This window comes from Pseudomonas sp. GM24, from assembly GCF_000282235.1.
Lineage (GTDB): Bacteria > Pseudomonadota > Gammaproteobacteria > Pseudomonadales > Pseudomonadaceae > Aquipseudomonas.
This window is the reverse complement of record NZ_AKJR01000067.1, coordinates 20261-35606: the sequence shown is the minus strand read 5'-3', so window position 1 is coordinate 35606 and position 15346 is coordinate 20261. Positions and strand designations below refer to the sequence as shown.

At 60.3% G+C, this 15346-nt stretch carries 15 protein-coding genes; 8 read left to right on the top strand and 7 right to left on the bottom strand.

What is annotated here, in order from left to right; genetic code table 11:
* Positions 1-186, top strand: a 186-nt coding sequence (locus tag PMI23_RS29990) for a hypothetical protein (RefSeq protein ID WP_238539530.1), incomplete at its 5' end; no start/stop codon positions are given.
* A 116-nt stretch (positions 187-302) separates the two neighbouring features.
* On the top strand, positions 303-1640 hold the full coding sequence (locus PMI23_RS10575; RefSeq protein WP_007909718.1) for an MFS transporter: 1338 nt from the start codon (positions 303-305) through the stop codon (positions 1638-1640).
* A gap of 126 nt (positions 1641-1766) precedes the next feature.
* Here PMI23_RS10575 and PMI23_RS10570 read toward each other — a convergent pair whose 3' ends face one another.
* From PMI23_RS10570 to PMI23_RS10555, 4 genes are all read right to left on the bottom strand, one after another.
* Positions 1767-2645, bottom strand: coding sequence for a DMT family transporter (locus PMI23_RS10570; RefSeq protein WP_007909717.1), 879 nt, complete (start codon positions 2643-2645; stop codon positions 1767-1769).
* A gap of 99 nt (positions 2646-2744) precedes the next feature.
* Positions 2745-3560 (bottom strand): sugar phosphate isomerase/epimerase family protein, encoded by an 816-nt coding sequence (locus PMI23_RS10565; protein WP_007909716.1) that lies wholly within the window; start codon positions 3558-3560, stop codon positions 2745-2747.
* A gap of 2 nt (positions 3561-3562) precedes the next feature.
* Positions 3563-4624, bottom strand: coding sequence for a Gfo/Idh/MocA family protein (locus PMI23_RS10560; protein ID WP_007909715.1), 1062 nt, complete (start codon positions 4622-4624; stop codon positions 3563-3565).
* A 152-nt stretch (positions 4625-4776) separates the two neighbouring features.
* Positions 4777-5553 carry an IclR family transcriptional regulator gene (locus PMI23_RS10555; RefSeq protein WP_007909714.1) on the bottom strand — a complete coding sequence of 259 codons (777 nt, stop codon included), beginning with the start codon at positions 5551-5553 and terminating at the stop codon, positions 4777-4779.
* A gap of 176 nt (positions 5554-5729) precedes the next feature.
* Between PMI23_RS10555 and PMI23_RS10550 the strand changes: the two genes are divergently transcribed.
* The 4 genes from PMI23_RS10550 (at position 5730) to PMI23_RS10535 (ending at position 10317) form a co-directional block, all read left to right on the top strand.
* A complete protein-coding gene (locus PMI23_RS10550; protein ID WP_007909713.1) occupies positions 5730-7469 on the top strand; it encodes an FAD-dependent oxidoreductase in 1740 nt (579 codons plus the stop codon).
* Complete coding sequence (locus PMI23_RS10545; RefSeq protein WP_007909711.1) at positions 7453-8286, top strand: aldo/keto reductase; 834 nt, start codon at positions 7453-7455, stop codon at positions 8284-8286. The genes PMI23_RS10550 and PMI23_RS10545 overlap by 17 nt, the downstream gene beginning before the upstream one ends.
* A 192-nt stretch (positions 8287-8478) precedes the next feature.
* A complete protein-coding gene (ypfJ, locus tag PMI23_RS10540; protein ID WP_007909710.1) occupies positions 8479-9366 on the top strand; it encodes a KPN_02809 family neutral zinc metallopeptidase in 888 nt (295 codons plus the stop codon).
* Positions 9367-10317 (top strand): alpha/beta hydrolase family protein, encoded by a 951-nt coding sequence (locus tag PMI23_RS10535; RefSeq protein WP_042704932.1) that lies wholly within the window; start codon positions 9367-9369, stop codon positions 10315-10317.
* A gap of 114 nt (positions 10318-10431) precedes the next feature.
* Here the strand turns inward: PMI23_RS10535 and PMI23_RS10530 are convergent, their stop codons facing one another.
* The 3 genes from PMI23_RS10530 to PMI23_RS10520 all read right to left on the bottom strand — a co-directional run bounded on the left by PMI23_RS10530 (position 10432) and on the right by PMI23_RS10520 (position 12570).
* Positions 10432-11025, bottom strand: coding sequence for an HAD family hydrolase (locus PMI23_RS10530; RefSeq protein WP_007909708.1), 594 nt, complete (start codon positions 11023-11025; stop codon positions 10432-10434).
* The gene (tesB, locus tag PMI23_RS10525) at positions 11022-11891 is read right to left on the bottom strand and encodes an acyl-CoA thioesterase II (protein WP_003228466.1); all 870 of its coding nucleotides are present in this window, start codon (positions 11889-11891) and stop codon (positions 11022-11024) included. Before tesB ends, PMI23_RS10530 begins: the two co-directional genes overlap by 4 nt.
* A 109-nt stretch (positions 11892-12000) precedes the next feature.
* Complete coding sequence (locus PMI23_RS10520; protein WP_007909707.1) at positions 12001-12570, bottom strand: GNAT family N-acetyltransferase; 570 nt, start codon at positions 12568-12570, stop codon at positions 12001-12003.
* 82 nt (positions 12571-12652) lie between these two features.
* Between PMI23_RS10520 and PMI23_RS10515 the strand changes: the two genes are divergently transcribed.
* Complete coding sequence (locus PMI23_RS10515) at positions 12653-13573, top strand: histone deacetylase family protein (RefSeq protein ID WP_007909706.1); 921 nt, start codon at positions 12653-12655, stop codon at positions 13571-13573.
* A 280-nt stretch (positions 13574-13853) separates the two neighbouring features.
* A complete protein-coding gene (locus PMI23_RS10510) occupies positions 13854-15101 on the top strand; it encodes a TIGR03862 family flavoprotein (RefSeq protein ID WP_007909705.1) in 1248 nt (415 codons plus the stop codon).
* Positions 15102-15346 lie beyond the last annotated feature (245 nt).

Sequence of the window (15346 nt, the reverse complement as noted above, 5' to 3'; positions counted from 1 at the left end):
TGCGATCGTTTGATCTTTCTTCGTGAAAACAGAATCAACAGATCGCAGCCTTCGGCAGCTCCTACATGGGATGGTTTTTATAGTAGGGAAATTATTGGCTGCATCGATCGCGGCAGCAATTTAAAGTGTACTACCCGGTTAGTTTTGCGTGCGATTATCGAACACAATGGCGGTTTGGCGAATTGACGATTTTTCGTCCACTGCCCAACATCGACCGCACATTGAGTCCGGATCTGAACCACCGGTCGCAGCGTGCAAGTAACAAGCACACCAAATAACAAATCCAAAAACGGGTGGAACACATGATTCCTTCACAGACTTCCCGCATGGCTCCGGCCATGAGCACTGCCACGGGTGGCATCGGCGACAAGATCCGCGGCGCCATGGCTGTCGGCAAAACCCGTTGGGGCATGCTGGCGCTGGTGTTTTTCGCCACTACCCTGAACTACATCGACCGCGCCGCCCTCGGCGTCATGCAACCCATCCTCGCCAAGGAAATGAGCTGGACGGCGATGGATTACGCCAACATCAACTTCTGGTTTCAGGTCGGCTACGCGATCGGTTTCGTTCTGCAAGGTCGCTTGATCGACCGGGTCGGCGTCAAACGCGTGTTCTTCTGCGCCGTGCTGCTGTGGAGCCTGGCCACCGGTGCTCACGGCCTGGCGACATCGGCGGTCGGCTTTATGGTCTGCCGATTTATTCTCGGTCTGACCGAAGCGGCGAACTACCCGGCCTGCGTGAAAACCACACGCCTGTGGTTCCCGGCCGGCGAACGTGCGGTCGCCACCGGCATTTTCAACGCCGGCACCAACGTCGGCGCGATGTTCACACCGATGCTGCTGCCACTGGTTCTGCACGTCTGGGGCTGGCAAGCGGCGTTCCTGTGCATGGCGGCACTGGGCGGCATCTGGTTGCTGTTCTGGGGTTTGAAGTACTTCAACCCGGAAGATCACCCGAGCGTTAAACAGTCCGAACTGGACTACATCCAGCAGGAAGTCGAACCGGAACAGGCTCGCGTGCCGTTCTCGAGAATCCTGCGCATGCGCGGCACTTGGGCCTTCGCCATCGCTTATGCGCTGACCGCGCCGGTGTTCTGGTTCTACCTGTACTGGCTGCCACCGTTTCTCAATCAGCAATACAACCTGGGCATCAACGTCACCCAGATGGGTATTCCGCTGATCATCATCTACGTCACGGCTGACTTCGGCAGCGTCGGCGGCGGGATTCTGTCTTCGTTCCTGATCGGTCGCGGCATGAACTCGATCAAGGCGCGGCTGCTGTCGATGTTGCTGTTCGCCTGCTGCATCATCGGCGTGGTCATGGCGGCCGGTTCAGCCAATCTGTGGGTTGCAGTCGCTGCGATCTCTCTGGCCATCGGTGCGCACCAGGCGTGGACGGCGAACATCTGGAGCCTGGTGATGGACTACACGCCCAAGCACATGATGAGCACGGTGTTCGGTTTCGGCGGCATGTGCGCAGCGATTGGCGGGATGTTCATGACCCAGATCGTCGGCCACATCCTGACCGTGACCAACAACAACTACACCGTGTTGTTCACCTTGATTCCGGCGATGTATTTCCTTGCGCTGACGTGGATGTACTTCATGGCCCCGCGCAAAATCCCGACCGTCACCGAATAACCTGCCTACACCCGGCTCCCTTGTAGGAGCTGCGGCACGCTGCGATCTTTTGATCTTGATGTTGAAGATCAAAAGATCGCAGCCTCGTTTCACTCGTCAGCTCCTACACAGGGGGTTGCGGTCTCTTCAGCGGCGGCTCTGCTGCCACGCTGCCGCCAGTCCACTGCAACAGATCACCGCAATGCCAATGATCGTCAACAGACTCGGCGTGTGATTGAACAGCAGCCAACCCAACAACCCGGCAAACACGATCTGGCAATAACCGAACGGCGCCAGCAGCGCCGGTGCGGCATGGCGGAAGGCTTGGGTCAGAAACAAATGCGCAGTCATCCCGCAACTGCCCAGCGCCAGCATCAACCCGGCATGGGTCAACGTCGGCACTTGCCAGAAGAACGGCACCAGCGCACTCATCACCAATGTGTTGCACAGCCCGGCGAAGAAGTTGCTGGTGGTCGGGCTGTCGACTTCGGCGAGCTTGCGGGTCAGCAGTTGATAGAAGCAGAAAAACAGCGCCGAGCAGAACGGCAGCAACACCGCCGGAGTGAACAATTCACCGCCCGGGTGAACGATGATCAGCACGCCAATAAAGCCGCAGATCACCGCGATCCATTGGCCGCGTGTCACTCGCTCCTTGAGCAGCGGCACCGACAACGCGGTCACCAATACCGGCGCAAGAAAGTTGACCGCCGTGGCTTCCGCCAGCGGGATATACAGCAAGGCCGTGGTGAAAAACAGGCTGGTACCGAGCAGGCAAAGTGCTCGGGTCAACTGCCATAACGGCTTCTTGGTGCGTAGGACGCGCAACCCGGACTGCGGCAGAAAAATCCCCGCCATCAGTAAGGTGTGCACCAGATAGCGCGCCCAGACCACCATCACGATCGGATAGAAACCCGAGAGATATTTCGACAATGCGTCGTGACTGGAGAACAGGAAGGTCGCCACGACAATCAGCAAGATCCCCTTGAAGGGTTGGTTGACACCAGAGAGCGGAGTGCTGACAGTCATCGGGTTTCCTTGTGGTGCCGTAAAAGATCAAAAGCTTCGCAGGCAGTCTCGCCTCCCCCTGTGGGAGCGGGCTTGCCCGCGACAGGTGCGCAGCCCCGCTTACAGGTGCGCCAACAACTTGCGCGTTCGATCAATCGCCATCTGCGCCCGCTGCAATCCGCTCACGCCCTGCTCCAGCAGTTTAACCGTGGGAATTTCCAGACTCAGTGGGATATTAGCCGGCAGCGCTTTCAGCAGCCCGAGCAGATCACAATCACCCTCGCCGGGAAACCGCCGCTCGTTGCGCGCCTGACGCAAGATCTCGGCCATGTCTGACGGTCGCGGACCCGCGACATCACATAATTGTGCATAACGCAGCCTCGCCGGCGACACCGTTTGCAGATCCTCAAGCCGTGAAGCCGAACGATCAAAGTGAAAGGCATCGACCAGCACCGCAGCGTTTTCCCGATCCGCGTTCTCGACAATTCGCAGCGCTTGTTCAAGGTCGCGCGCATCGGTCCAGGGCATGAACTCCAGATGCGGGTGCAACCCGTAAGGCCTGGCCAGATCGCAAAGCGCCGCAAAGTTATCGGTAAGCCGCTGCTCGTCAGGATCGTTACCGGCGACCAGCAATTCGGTAGCGCCAAATTCTGCACCGACCGTTAAAAGTTTCTCGAAATCGGCAACGATGGTTTGCGGCTTCAAGCGCAGGATTTCCACGTCGAGCACACGGATGCCGGTATCGCGCAGACGCTGCAACGTCTGACGGCGCAATTCAGCATCGGCGACCAACGGGAAGTGATGCTCCTCGGGCGTTGCCGGTTCCAGGCGCAAACCGACATGGCTGTATCCGGCACGTGCCGCCACCTCGACCATTTGCGGTGGCGATAACTCCAGCACAGTCAGGCTGGCCAGAGACAGGATTCGTTCGCTCATGTTCAAGCCTCGATCAGTGCAGGGGCGCAGGCGCGGCCAGTGGCGGCGGCCTCGCGGATGGCTTCGATCAGCGCCAAAGTGCGCGCAGCGTCGGCCGCACTCACCAGTGGCGCGACTTCACGCCGTGCCACGCGTACGAAATGCTGTAACTGCAAGCGCAAAGCTTCGTCACCGCTGTAGGACTCTTCGACCATCAACAAGGGTTCATGCCAACCGGCATCGACCTGATCAGCGGCGTAATGCCAACGCTTGAGCTGCGGAATGCTCAAGGCGCCGGCAGTCCCGGCCAGCAGATAACACGGCTGATCGGCCTGACGCGGATACACCGGGTTCTCACCGGAATCCAGTTCCCAACTCCACGGCGCAGCCACCGCATCGGACCCGCTCAACGTGCCCAATGTGCCACCTTCGAATTGCAGCAACACCGCCGCGCTGTCTTCATTGGCGAAACCGCGCACTGAGTTGTCAGTGATCGCTTGTACCGAGCGCACTTCGCCGCACAGGTGACGCAGCAGATCGAGATCGTGAATCAGATTAGTCAGCAACATCCCCGCCCCCGCTTCACGGCGCCACGGGACCTCGAAATAGCTATCCGGTTTGCGCAACTGAAACAGCGCGGTGACCGTGGTCAGACGCCCGAGCGCTCCGCGCTGTAACAGCTCATGGGCGCGCACGATCAGTGGATTGTGGCGCCGGTGATGGCCGACCAGCACTGGCACACCGCTGCGTTTAACCGCCGCGACCAGCTCGCGCGCTTCATCCAGGTGCACGCCGACCGGTTTCTCCAACAGCACCGGTACGCCTGCCGCCAGACAATCGAGCGCCGTAGCAACGTGCTGGTTATTCGGATTGGCGACGATCACCGCGTCGGGCCTGATGTGCTCGAGCATCTGACGATGATCAGCGAAATGCCTTACACCCCACTCAGCCGCAAGCCCTGCTGATTGCGGCCCGGGATCAGCCACCGCGCACAGCGTCGCTTCGGTGAGAGATTGCAGATGCCGATAATGTTGCTGGCCCATGTTGCCGGCACCGATCAAGGCGATTCGAAGGGGCGAATTCAAGGTGCGGTCCTTTTGTGATTGTTCTTGGAATGACACTCCGCAAACAATCTAGAACCGAGTTCCACAATCAAAAACCCGTCAACGCCAAAACCGTGCGAACACCGCACAATTTCACGCCAAACGAAGATCCATGTAGGAGGATTTGCGGCGGATTAGATAAACAGTTCTGAGGCCAGGCTCGCCGCTGACATTTCCTCGGCAGACTTCAGCAACAACGGCGCCAGCTCATGCAATCGTGCCCCCGGCATCCGCGCGCTCGGCCCGGCAATACTGAGTACACCGATCACCCGTCCATCCGCCGGGTGCTTCACCACCGCAGCAATCGCCGAAGTGCCGACTGCCGAGCTCTCCTCGACCCAGGCATAGCCCTGCTCGCGCGCCAGACGTAGGCGTTCCAGCAATTCGATATTCGAGCGCGGCGCATTCGGCCCAATCCCCACAGGCACTTCCGCCGCTTGACGCTCAACCAGCGACAGCGCCTCGGCATCGCTCATGCACGCCAGCCATGCGTGCCCGGACGCGGTGTAAAACAGCGGCGCATCGCGGCCCATGTCCGGGTCGTAACGCAGGCCGGTACGCGCGCCCTGCGCCTTGGCGATCCAGGTCTGCCGCTCGCCATCGATCACGCCCAGACGCACCAGTTCACCGGTTTCCTGCGCCAGTCGATCCAGCACGGGCTGGACAATATCGGCGCCGCTGCTCGCCAGGTATTGAAAGCCCATCGCGACCAGTTTGGTCGACAAGTGATAACGCAAGGTTTCCCCATTCTGCCGCACGTAGCCCAGGCGGATCAGCTCGGCGAGCAAGCGGTGCGTTGCACTCTTGGGGATGTCCAATTGCTCGGCCAGCGTCTGCATCGGCAGCCCGCGCGGATCACTGGTGAGGCTTTCCAGCACGCTGAAAACCCGTTCGATTTGACTGCCGGCCATAGGGAAATCCAAATGAAATTTCGTCGATTCTAGAAGACATCTACCGCAAAGCGAAATCCGGAACTGCGCGTTCGATAACCGCCCGGTTTGTCGTATCAAGGCTTGTAGGCCGATGGTAGCAATGGTTACTTTCTGGAATCAAATTCCAAAAAAAACCAATGCTGGAGCCTTGTTTGATGCCTGCCGAACTTCCCGCTATCGACTGCGACGTCTTAATTATCGGCTCCGGCGCCGCCGGATTGTCAGCAGCCGTCACCGCTGCATGGCATGGCCTGAAAGTCATCGTCGTCGAAAAGGATTCGGTGTTCGGTGGCGCCACCGCGTGGTCGGGTGGCTGGGCGTGGGTGCCGTGCAATCCGCTGGCACGTCGCGCCGGCATCATCGAAGACGTCGAACAACCGCGCACCTATTTGCGCCATGAACTGGGCGAGCATTTCGATCCGGCGATGATCGACGCTTTCCTGGAAGCCGGGCCACGCATGGTTGCGTTTTTCGAGCAGCACACTGCCTTGCAATTCGCCGACGGCAATGCGATCGCCGACATCCATGGCGACACACCGGGCGCAGGCACCGGTGGTCGATCGGTGATCGCCGCACCCTACGATGGCCGCAAGGTCGGACGCTTGCTCAAGCGACTTCGCACGACCATGCGCGAAACGTCCTTCATGGGCATGCCGATCATGGCGGGCGCAGATCTGTCGGCGTTCCTCAACTTGACCCGTTCGCTGAAAGCCGCGTGGCACGTGACGCGACGATTCACTCGGCACTTGTTCGACTTCGCGGTGCATGGCCGGGCGATGCAACTGGTCAACGGCGTGGCGCTGGTGGCAAGGCTGGCGAAGTCCGCCGAAGACCTTGGCGTTCTGCTCTGGGAATCGGCGCCCGTAACGGAACTGCTGCGTGATGGCTCGCGCGTCTCGGGCGCGCAGGTCAGCACCCGCAAGGGCCCGATCCGCATTCATGCACGCAAAGCCGTAGTACTCGCCGCCGGTGGTTTTGCCAATGACATCGAGCGGCGCAAAGCCCTGTTCCCGCGCACGCCGACCGGTCACGAGCATTGGGCGCTGCCACCGCAGGCCATCAACGGCGATGGCCTGCGCCTGGGCGAAAGCGTCGGTGCACGGGTCAATACCGATGTGGCTTCGCCCGTGGCGTGGGCACCGGTTTCGCAAGTGCCACATTCCGACGGCAGCATCGGCCATTTCCCACACATCATCGAGCGCGGCAAACCCGGCATCATCGGCGTGCTCAGCAACGGTCAGCGTTTCGTCAACGAAGCCAACGGCTATTTCGACTACGTCAGCGCCATGGTTGCCGCCGCGCCTGAAGGTGAAGAAGTCGCCTCATGGCTGATCTGCACCCACGCTTTTCAACGCCGTTATGGCCTCGGCATATCGCGGCCATTTCCGCTGCCAGTGTCAGAATTTATCCGCAGCGGCTATCTGAAAAGCGGTAACAGTATTGAAGAATTGGCCCTCGCCTGCGGCATCGACCCGAGCGGCTTGCGCCAGACTGTGGATAACTACAACCGCCATGCCCGTCACGGCGAAGACCCGCAGTTCGGTCGCGGCGCAACACCCTACAACCGCAAACAGGGTGATCCGGCGAACCTTCCCAACCCCTGCGTTGCCCCAATAGATACCGGCCCGTACTACGCCGTAAAAGTCCAACCGGGCTGCTTCGGTACGTTTGCCGGCCTCAAGGTCAATCCACATGCGCAAGTGCTGGATGCCAACCAAAACCCCATCACCGGCCTCTACGCAGCGGGCGGCGACATGGCCAGCATCATGGGTGGCCACTACCCGGCGGGCGGGATCAACCTCGGCCCGGCACTGACTTTCGGCTACATCGCCGCCCGGCACATTGCCGGCATGACTGCTTTCGAACAGGAGATCGACCATGCAGCACATCGTTAACGCCCAAGGTTTGAACATGCCGAAACTCGGTCTCGGCACCTGGCCGATGCTCGGCGACGAATGCACCCGCGCCGTCGAGCAAGCGCTGGAATTGGGTTATCGACACATCGACACCGCGGCGGCCTACAACAACGAAGACGCGGTCGGACAAGCACTGGCGAATACGCCGACACCGCGCGAACAGATTCATGTCACCACCAAGGTCTGGTGGGATCAGCTGCAACCCGACGCGATGCGCCATTCCATGGACCGCAGCCTTAGCGCTTTGCGCAGCGACTACGTCGATCTGTTCATGATCCACTGGCCAGCCACCGACTGGGATCTGCCGCGCACCCTCAAGACGCTGGCATCGTTCAAGGAGCAGGGCCTGGCGCGCAACATCGGCGTGGCGAATTTTCCGCTGCCCCTGCTACGCAAAGTCATCGAGGAATATGGGATTGATCTGTCAGCGATTCAGGTCGAGTACCACGTCCTGCTCGGACAAAACGCCCTGCTCGACTACGCCCGTCAACACGACATGGCACTGACGGCCTACACCCCACTGGCACGCAACAAGGTCTCGGACATCCCGCAGATTCAACAGATCGCCAAAAAGCACGGCGTATTGCCGACGCAGGTCGCACTGAAATGGTTGCTCGATCAGCCCAACGTTGCGGCCATTCCCAAGGCCAGCAGCCAGACCAATCAACTGGCCAACCTGGCGTCACTGAAGGTCGAACTGGACGATGAGGACCGTGCTTTGATTGCCGCACTGCCGAAAAATCAACGCCAGGTCAGCCCGGATTTCGCACCGCAGTGGGATGCGTTTGATCGCTGATCGATGACCTGCTGAAAGAAACCCGCCAAGGGATTGAATTCCCAGGGCGGGTGATCGTCAATAACAGGCCCGACCTCGTCAGCACGAGGCCGGGCCTGTTTGCGTGTGGCCAATAGACGGACGACCGGACTGGCGCCACACTCACACAGCAGCAACACTCATCATCACCCGATACACACAGAGGATTCCCACATGCTATGGAAAAAAGGCCGACGCAGTGACAACGTCGTCGATGCCCGTGGTGATGATGCCGGCGGCGGTGGCGGCATGCGTTTCGGCGGCGGCAAAGGCCTGAGCCTGGGGGCCATCCTGCTGATTGTCGGCATTGGCTGGATCACCGGGCAGGATCCGCTGCAGATCCTCGGTCAGCTCGCCGGGCAATCGGGGCAACAAGCCGCGCCGACTTCGCAAACCCGTCAGGCGCCGCCGGCCAATGATGAACAGGCCGAATTCGTCCGCTCGATCCTTGGTGACACCGAAGACACCTGGGGTGCGGTTTTCCAGCAGGCTGGCCGGCAATATAAGGACCCGACCTTGGTGCTGTTCAGCAACCGGGTCAATTCCGCCTGCGGTCTGGCGACCTCGGCCACTGGCCCGTTCTATTGCCCGGCGGACCAGAAGGTTTATCTGGACATGGCGTTCTTCCAGGAGATGTCGCAACGCTTCAAGGCTGCCGGAGATTTCGCTCAGGCCTACGTAATCGCGCATGAAGTCGGACACCATGTGCAGACGCTTCTCGGTGTCTCGGCGAAAATTCAGACAGCCCGCCAGCAAGGTCGGCAAATGGAAGGCGAAGGCGGTTTGCTGGTGCGTCAGGAATTGCAGGCCGACTGCCTCGCCGGCGTCTGGGCCTACAGCGCACAGAAGCGCTTGAACTGGCTGGAACCGGGCGACATCGAAGAGGCCTTGAATGCGGCCAACGCCATCGGTGATGATCGCTTGCAACAACAAGGTCAGGGCCGTGTGGTGCCGGACTCGTTTACCCACGGTACGTCGGCGCAAAGGGTGCGCTGGTTCAAAACCGGATTCGCACAGGGCCAGGTCGGCCAGTGCGACACCTTCGCGGCGAAAAACCTGTAAATGCATAAATGGCTTTTAGCGTTACTGATGGTTGGCAGCACCGCGCACGCCGCAGGTGTCGATGCGATCAGCCCCGGTCGTTTGCAACTCAAGGCCGGGGAAATGGCGGTAGGCATTGGTCCTGCGCCGGAGAAGATCGAGCGTGTGCTGATCGTCATTCATGGCCGGTTGCGCAACGCCGAGACCTATCGCAAAAGCGCCGAGAGCGCGGCCGAGCTGGCGGGACAAAGTCCCCACACGCTGGTGATTGCGCCGCAGTTCCTCAATGAAAGCGATGTCGCGCTGTACTCGCTCCCCACCACGCTGCTGCGCTGGCAAGGCAACGAGTGGATGGGCGGCGGGTTATCCACAGGACCGAATCCGTTGAGTTCCTATGCGGCGCTCGATGAGATCGTCGCGCGGATCAGCGACCGCAAACAGTTTCCGGACGTGAAGCAGATCGTGATTTTCGGTCATTCCGGTGGCGGTCAAGTGGTGCAGCGTTATGCCCTGCTCGCCAAGGATCAGCCAGCGCTGAAGGCCAACGGCATTCGCTTGCGTTATGTGGTGGCCAATCCGTCGTCCTATGCGTATTTCAATGAGCAACGGCCGGTGGCGTTCGATCACGCCAAGTGCGCGGGTTTCAATCGCTGGAAGTACGGTCTGTCAGACATGCCGGTGTACGCCGGTGGGCAAACGCCGTTGCAGCTTGAGAGCGGTTACGTCAAACGCGAGGTGATTTATCTGCTTGGGCAGCAGGACACCGATCCTAACCATCCGGCGTTGGACAAGCGTTGTGAAGCCGAAGCGCAAGGGGCGTATCGCCTGGAGCGTGGCAAGTTTTACTTCGGCTATTTGCTGCGTCGCCATCCGGAAGGGGTGAATCAGCGGTTGGTTGAAGTGCCCGGGGTTGGGCATAACGGAGATGGAATGCTGACCTCGCCGGAGGGGCAGAAGGCGTTGTTCGAATAAGTTTTGTGCTGATTGATCTGACGCCATCGCGAGCAGGCTCACTCCTACAGGGGAACGCATTCAATTGTAGGAGTGAGCCTGCTCGCGATGAGGCCCGCTAAAGCAGCCAAGATTTCAGGCCAGCAGCATCCGCCGCAACTCGACACAATCCTTCGCATGCCAATCGGTCAGCTCCGGCCACGGGTTTTCCGGCAGATTCACCAGCACTGTCCGTGCGCCCGCCGCGCGGCCGCAATCCAGATCAAAGCGGTAATCACCGACCATCACCAGCTCACTCGCCGGCACGTCCCAAGCGTCTGCCAGTTTCAGCAAACCACCCGGATGCGGCTTCGGCGGTGCTTCATCACGGCCCAACACATCGTCCACCGCAAAACAGTCAGCCAAACCAATGGCCTCCAGCGTCACATGTGCCAATTCCCGCGCATTGCGGGTCAGAATGCCGAGGCGATAACCGCGTGCGTGCAGATCACGCACCAGCTCTACCGCCCCGTTGGCCGGGGTCGAACCCAGCGCCAGATCGCGCTCGTGCTCCAACAACCAGGCATGTTTCGCTGCTGCCTCATCCGCCGGCAATGCCGCAAGATGAGTGAGGATGTCGTCCTGCGGCGGAATCGCCAGCGCCACGCGAATCGCTGCAAAATCATGTACGGCGACGGTCAGCGTACCGTCCATGTCGAACACCCAGTGCTTCACATCCTTCAGGCTCATGCCCAATCCTTGCGATGGCGGATCAAGCCTTCCTGCGTCACCGAAGCCACCAATTGCCCGGCGCGGTTGTACACGCTGCCACGGGAGAAACCACGGGAATTGCCGGCCCACGGGCTGTCCATCGCATAGAGCAACCAGTCATCGGCGCGCAGATCGTTGTGGAACCACAGCGCGTGATCGAGGCTGGCGACCTGCATGTCTTTCTGCCAGACCGATTTGCCGTGGGGCAGCATCGACGTGGTCAGCAAGCCGAAGTCCGAGGCGTAGGCCAACAGGTATTTGTGCAGGGCCGGAATGTCGGCCAACGCACCGTCAGCACGGAACCACACGTACTTCACCGGATCCGCCGGTTGCGGGTTGTACGGGTCTTTTTCGGTGACCGGGCGCACTTCGATCGGCTTCGGGCACAGCAGTTTTTCACGCATGTGTTCCGGGATCAGGTGCGCGCGTTGCTGGGTCAATTCCAGCTCCGACGGCAGGTTTTCCGGGCCGACCACCACCGGCATCTGGCTCTGGTGCTCGAAGCCTGCTTCGTCATACTGAAACGAAGCGCTGCAGGTGAAGATCGGATGACCCTTCTGGATCGCCGTGACCCGACGAGTGCTGAAGCTGCCGCCATCGCGCACGCGATCAACCGAGTAGACCACCGGCAACTTGGCATCGCCCGGACGCAGGAAATAACCGTGCATCGAATGCACATGGCGCGCCTCTTCAACGGTCTGACTGGCCGCCGACAGCGACTGGCCGAGCACCTGGCCACCGAACAACTGACGGAAACCCAGATCCTGGCTGCGGCCACGGAACAGGTTTTCTTCGATCGGTTCCAGGGTCAGCAGGTCAACCAGATCTTCCAACACTTGGCTCATTCAGACTCTCCTCACACAAAGCTATGCCGCGCAGTCTTGGCTGCGGCGGCCGATTCAGATTCTGGCGCGGGCCAATGATATGGCGGCCATTGTAAACGTCCGTGTCGGCTTATCCATGCAAGGTTTGCAGCCATTGTTCGCGGGTGATGCGGTAGAGCACATGCCGGCGCAACGGATGATCGGCGGCAAGCTTGGGGTGATCGAAATCATCGTCCGGGGCGTGATGCATGCCGATCGCCTGCATGACTTTCTCCGACGGCAGATTGGATTGCGCGGTGAAGGAGACGATTTCCTTCAAGGCCAAGCGATCAAAGCCGCAGCGTAGAGCGGTCCATGCCGCTTCGCTGGCATAACCGAGGCCCCAATGTTCCTTGGCCAGGCGCCAGCCAATTTCCACCGCCGGGGTGAACGGCGTGTCGAACCCGACCACGCCGAGCCCGGTGAAACCGATAAATTCGCCGCTGTCCTTGCGCTCCAGCGCCCACAAGCCAAAACCGTGCTCGGCAAAATGCCCGCGCACGCGGCCGATCATTGAAGCGCTTTCCAGTCGGCTCAACGGGGCCGGAAAATAACGCATCACTTGAGGATCGGCGCACATCGCGGCAAATGCCGGCAAATCCTCGTCCTGCCACTGACGCATCAGCAAGCGCGCGCTTTCAAGTTCCAGTATCGGCTCCATCGTGCCCCTCCGTTTCCATGCCGCAAGTCTACATCGCTGGTAGGATCCTTCACTCTTTCCTACGTTCCTACATGAATTAGCCATGCCACTGCCGCTGATCTACCACGAAGACTACAGCCCTGAGTTTCCGGCGGATCACCGCTTCCCGATGGACAAGTTTCGCCTGCTGCGCGATCACCTGGTCGACAGCGGTCTGACCCGCGATGCCGACCTGCTGCGCCCGGAGATCTGCCCCAACGACATCCTCGCCCTCGCCCATGACCGTGCGTATATCGAACGCTACATGAGCGGCGAGTTGTCCCGCGAAGACCAGCGGCGCCTCGGCCTGCCTTGGAACGAAGCGTTGGCAAGGCGTACGGTGCGGGCCGTCGGCGGTTCGATACTGGCGGCGGAAAAAGCCCTTGAGCATGGCCTCGCCTGCCACTTGGCCGGCGGCACCCATCATGCGCATTACGATTACCCGGCGGGCTTCTGCATTTTCAATGACCTGGCGATCATCAGCCATTACCTGCTGCAAAGCGGTCGCGTGAATCGCGTGCTGATCTTCGATTGCGATGTGCATCAGGGCGATGGCACCGCGCGAATCCTGCATGACACGCCGGAGGCGATTACCGTTTCCCTGCACTGCGAGAAGAATTTTCCTGCACGCAAGGCGGAAAGTGACTGGGATATTCCGCTGCCCAAAGGCATGGGCGATGGCGATTATTTGAAGGTGGTCGATGACACGCTCAGCTATTTGCTGCCGCTGTATCAACCGGATCTGGTGCTATACGACGCCGGCGTCGATGTGCACAAGGACGATGCCCTCGGTTATCTGCAACTGACCGACGCAGGCGTCGCCGCCCGTGATGAAAGCGTGATGCGCCATTGCCTGGGCCGCGATATTCCGGTGATGGGCGTGATTGGCGGCGGCTACAGCAAGGATCGCCACGCCCTCGCCCGCCGCCACGGCATCCTGCATCACAGCGCGCAACGGGTCTGGCAGTCACACGGTTGTCATTGAGTTGTGCTGCGTTACCCACAATCGCTGTGGAACCGCCTGTGGATAACCTGAGTGAAAGGGACTACAGGCCATATCCGACAGGGCCTACAGAGCACTGATCACTTTTCAACCAACAACTCAAGGCCACCTCAAATCCCTGTAGGAGTGAGCCTGCTCGCGATGCGTCAGCACCTTCAACATTAATTTGGCTGACACACCGCTATCGCGAGCAGGCTCACTCCTACAAGAGATCCGCGCTGTTAGAATGCGCGCCTTATCCCGCCATACCGCAGCGCATGCCATGACCCAGACTTCCGCCTCCTCCCCCGCTCACGTCGCCATCATTGGCGGTGGCCCCGCCGGCCTGATGGCCGCTGAAGTACTGAGCCAGGCCGGAATCCGCGTCGATCTCTACGACGGCATGCCCTCGGTGGGACGCAAGTTTCTGCTGGCCGGCGTCGGCGGCATGAACATCACCCACTCTGAAGCGTACCCGGCGTTTCTCTCGCGCTACGCCGAACGCGCGCCACAAATCGCCCCGCTGCTGCGCGGCTTCGACGCCGATGCGTTGTGCACATGGATTCACGATCTGGGCATCGAGACCTTTGTCGGCAGCTCCGGCCGCGTATTCCCCACCGACATGAAAGCCGCGCCGCTGCTGCGCGCCTGGCTCAAACGCTTACGCGACAGCGGCGTAGTTATCCACACCCGCCATCGCTGGCTCGGCTGGGATGAACACGGCGCGCTGCGCATCGACAGCCCGGAAGGTGAAATCACCGTCAAACCCGACGCCACCCTGCTCGCCCTCGGCGGCGGCAGTTGGTCGCGCCTCGGTTCCGACGGTGCCTGGATGCTGCCGCTGGAGCAACGCGGTGTAGGACTGGCGCCGTTGCAGCCAAGTAATTGTGGCTTCGAGGTGCAGGCTTGGAGCGAGTTGATGGTCAGCAAATTCGCCGGCGCACCGCTGAAAAATATCGCCATTGGTTTGAACGATGATCTACCGCGCTTGGGCGAATGTGTAATCACCGCTACAGGGATCGAGGGCAGTCTGATTTATGCGCTGTCGGCGCCGATTCGTGAGGCGATCAATCAGTACGGCGCAGCGACCGTTCACATCGATCTGCTGCCCGGCCGGCCTGTGGATAAATTGCAGGCAGCGTTGAGCAAGCCTCGCGGTTCGCGTTCGATGGCCAAGCATTTGCACAGTCAGGTCGGGATTGATGGGGTGAAAGCGGCATTGCTGCGTGAGCTGACCGATGCTGCGACTTTCGCCGATCCGGCGCTATTGGCCCGGGCGATCAAGGCGTTGCCGCTGACCTTGGTGAAAACCCGTCCGCTGGACGAAGCGATCAGCAGCGCTGGTGGCGTGACGTTCGAGGCGATGGATGAGCGTTTGATGCTCAAGGCGTTGCCGGGGGTGTTCTGCGCGGGGGAGATGCTGGATTGGGAAGCACCGACGGGCGGGTATTTGCTGACGGGGTGTTTTGCCAGCGGGCGGGCGGCAGGGTTGGGGATTGTGCAGTGGTTCAAGTCCGAGGCGTCTGCCTGAACCCTCACCCCAGCCCTCTCCCAGAAGGAGAGGGCTGGGGTGAGGTGTCTGACGCCATACATCGACCTGAACCACCGAGTCGATTATCGATTTGGTCAACCGACCGAGGTGTCTGGCGCCATACATCGACCTGAAACACCGAGTCGATTATGGATTTGGTCAGACGACCTAGGTGTCAGGCGAAAGCTTTGTCGATTATGGATTCACAGCCATAGGATCAAGTCGGCGTACTTCGCGAGCATCCC

What these genes read in the sequence shown, in the direction of transcription:
- PMI23_RS10555 (WP_007909714.1), bottom strand. Translation starts at nt 5,553, where the DNA reads ATGGCCGGCAGTCAAATCGAACGGGTTTTCAGCGTGCTGGAAAGCCTC.
- PMI23_RS10530 (WP_007909708.1), bottom strand. Translation starts at nt 11,025, where the DNA reads ATGAGCCTGAAGGATGTGAAGCACTGGGTGTTCGACATGGACGGTACG.
- PMI23_RS10570 (WP_007909717.1), bottom strand. Translation starts at nt 2,645, where the DNA reads ATGACTGTCAGCACTCCGCTCTCTGGTGTCAACCAACCCTTCAAGGGG.
- PMI23_RS10515 (WP_007909706.1), top strand. Translation starts at nt 12,653, where the DNA reads ATGCCACTGCCGCTGATCTACCACGAAGACTACAGCCCTGAGTTTCCG.
- PMI23_RS10520 (WP_007909707.1), bottom strand. Translation starts at nt 12,570, where the DNA reads ATGGAGCCGATACTGGAACTTGAAAGCGCGCGCTTGCTGATGCGTCAG.
- PMI23_RS10565 (WP_007909716.1), bottom strand. Translation starts at nt 3,560, where the DNA reads ATGAGCGAACGAATCCTGTCTCTGGCCAGCCTGACTGTGCTGGAGTTA.
- PMI23_RS10510 (WP_007909705.1), top strand. Translation starts at nt 13,854, where the DNA reads ATGACCCAGACTTCCGCCTCCTCCCCCGCTCACGTCGCCATCATTGGC.
- PMI23_RS10535 (WP_042704932.1), top strand. Translation starts at nt 9,367, where the DNA reads ATGCATAAATGGCTTTTAGCGTTACTGATGGTTGGCAGCACCGCGCAC.
- PMI23_RS10575 (WP_007909718.1), top strand. Translation starts at nt 303, where the DNA reads ATGATTCCTTCACAGACTTCCCGCATGGCTCCGGCCATGAGCACTGCC.
- ypfJ (WP_007909710.1), top strand. Translation starts at nt 8,479, where the DNA reads ATGCTATGGAAAAAAGGCCGACGCAGTGACAACGTCGTCGATGCCCGT.
- tesB (WP_003228466.1), bottom strand. Translation starts at nt 11,891, where the DNA reads ATGAGCCAAGTGTTGGAAGATCTGGTTGACCTGCTGACCCTGGAACCG.
- PMI23_RS10550 (WP_007909713.1), top strand. Translation starts at nt 5,730, where the DNA reads ATGCCTGCCGAACTTCCCGCTATCGACTGCGACGTCTTAATTATCGGC.
- PMI23_RS10545 (WP_007909711.1), top strand. Translation starts at nt 7,453, where the DNA reads ATGCAGCACATCGTTAACGCCCAAGGTTTGAACATGCCGAAACTCGGT.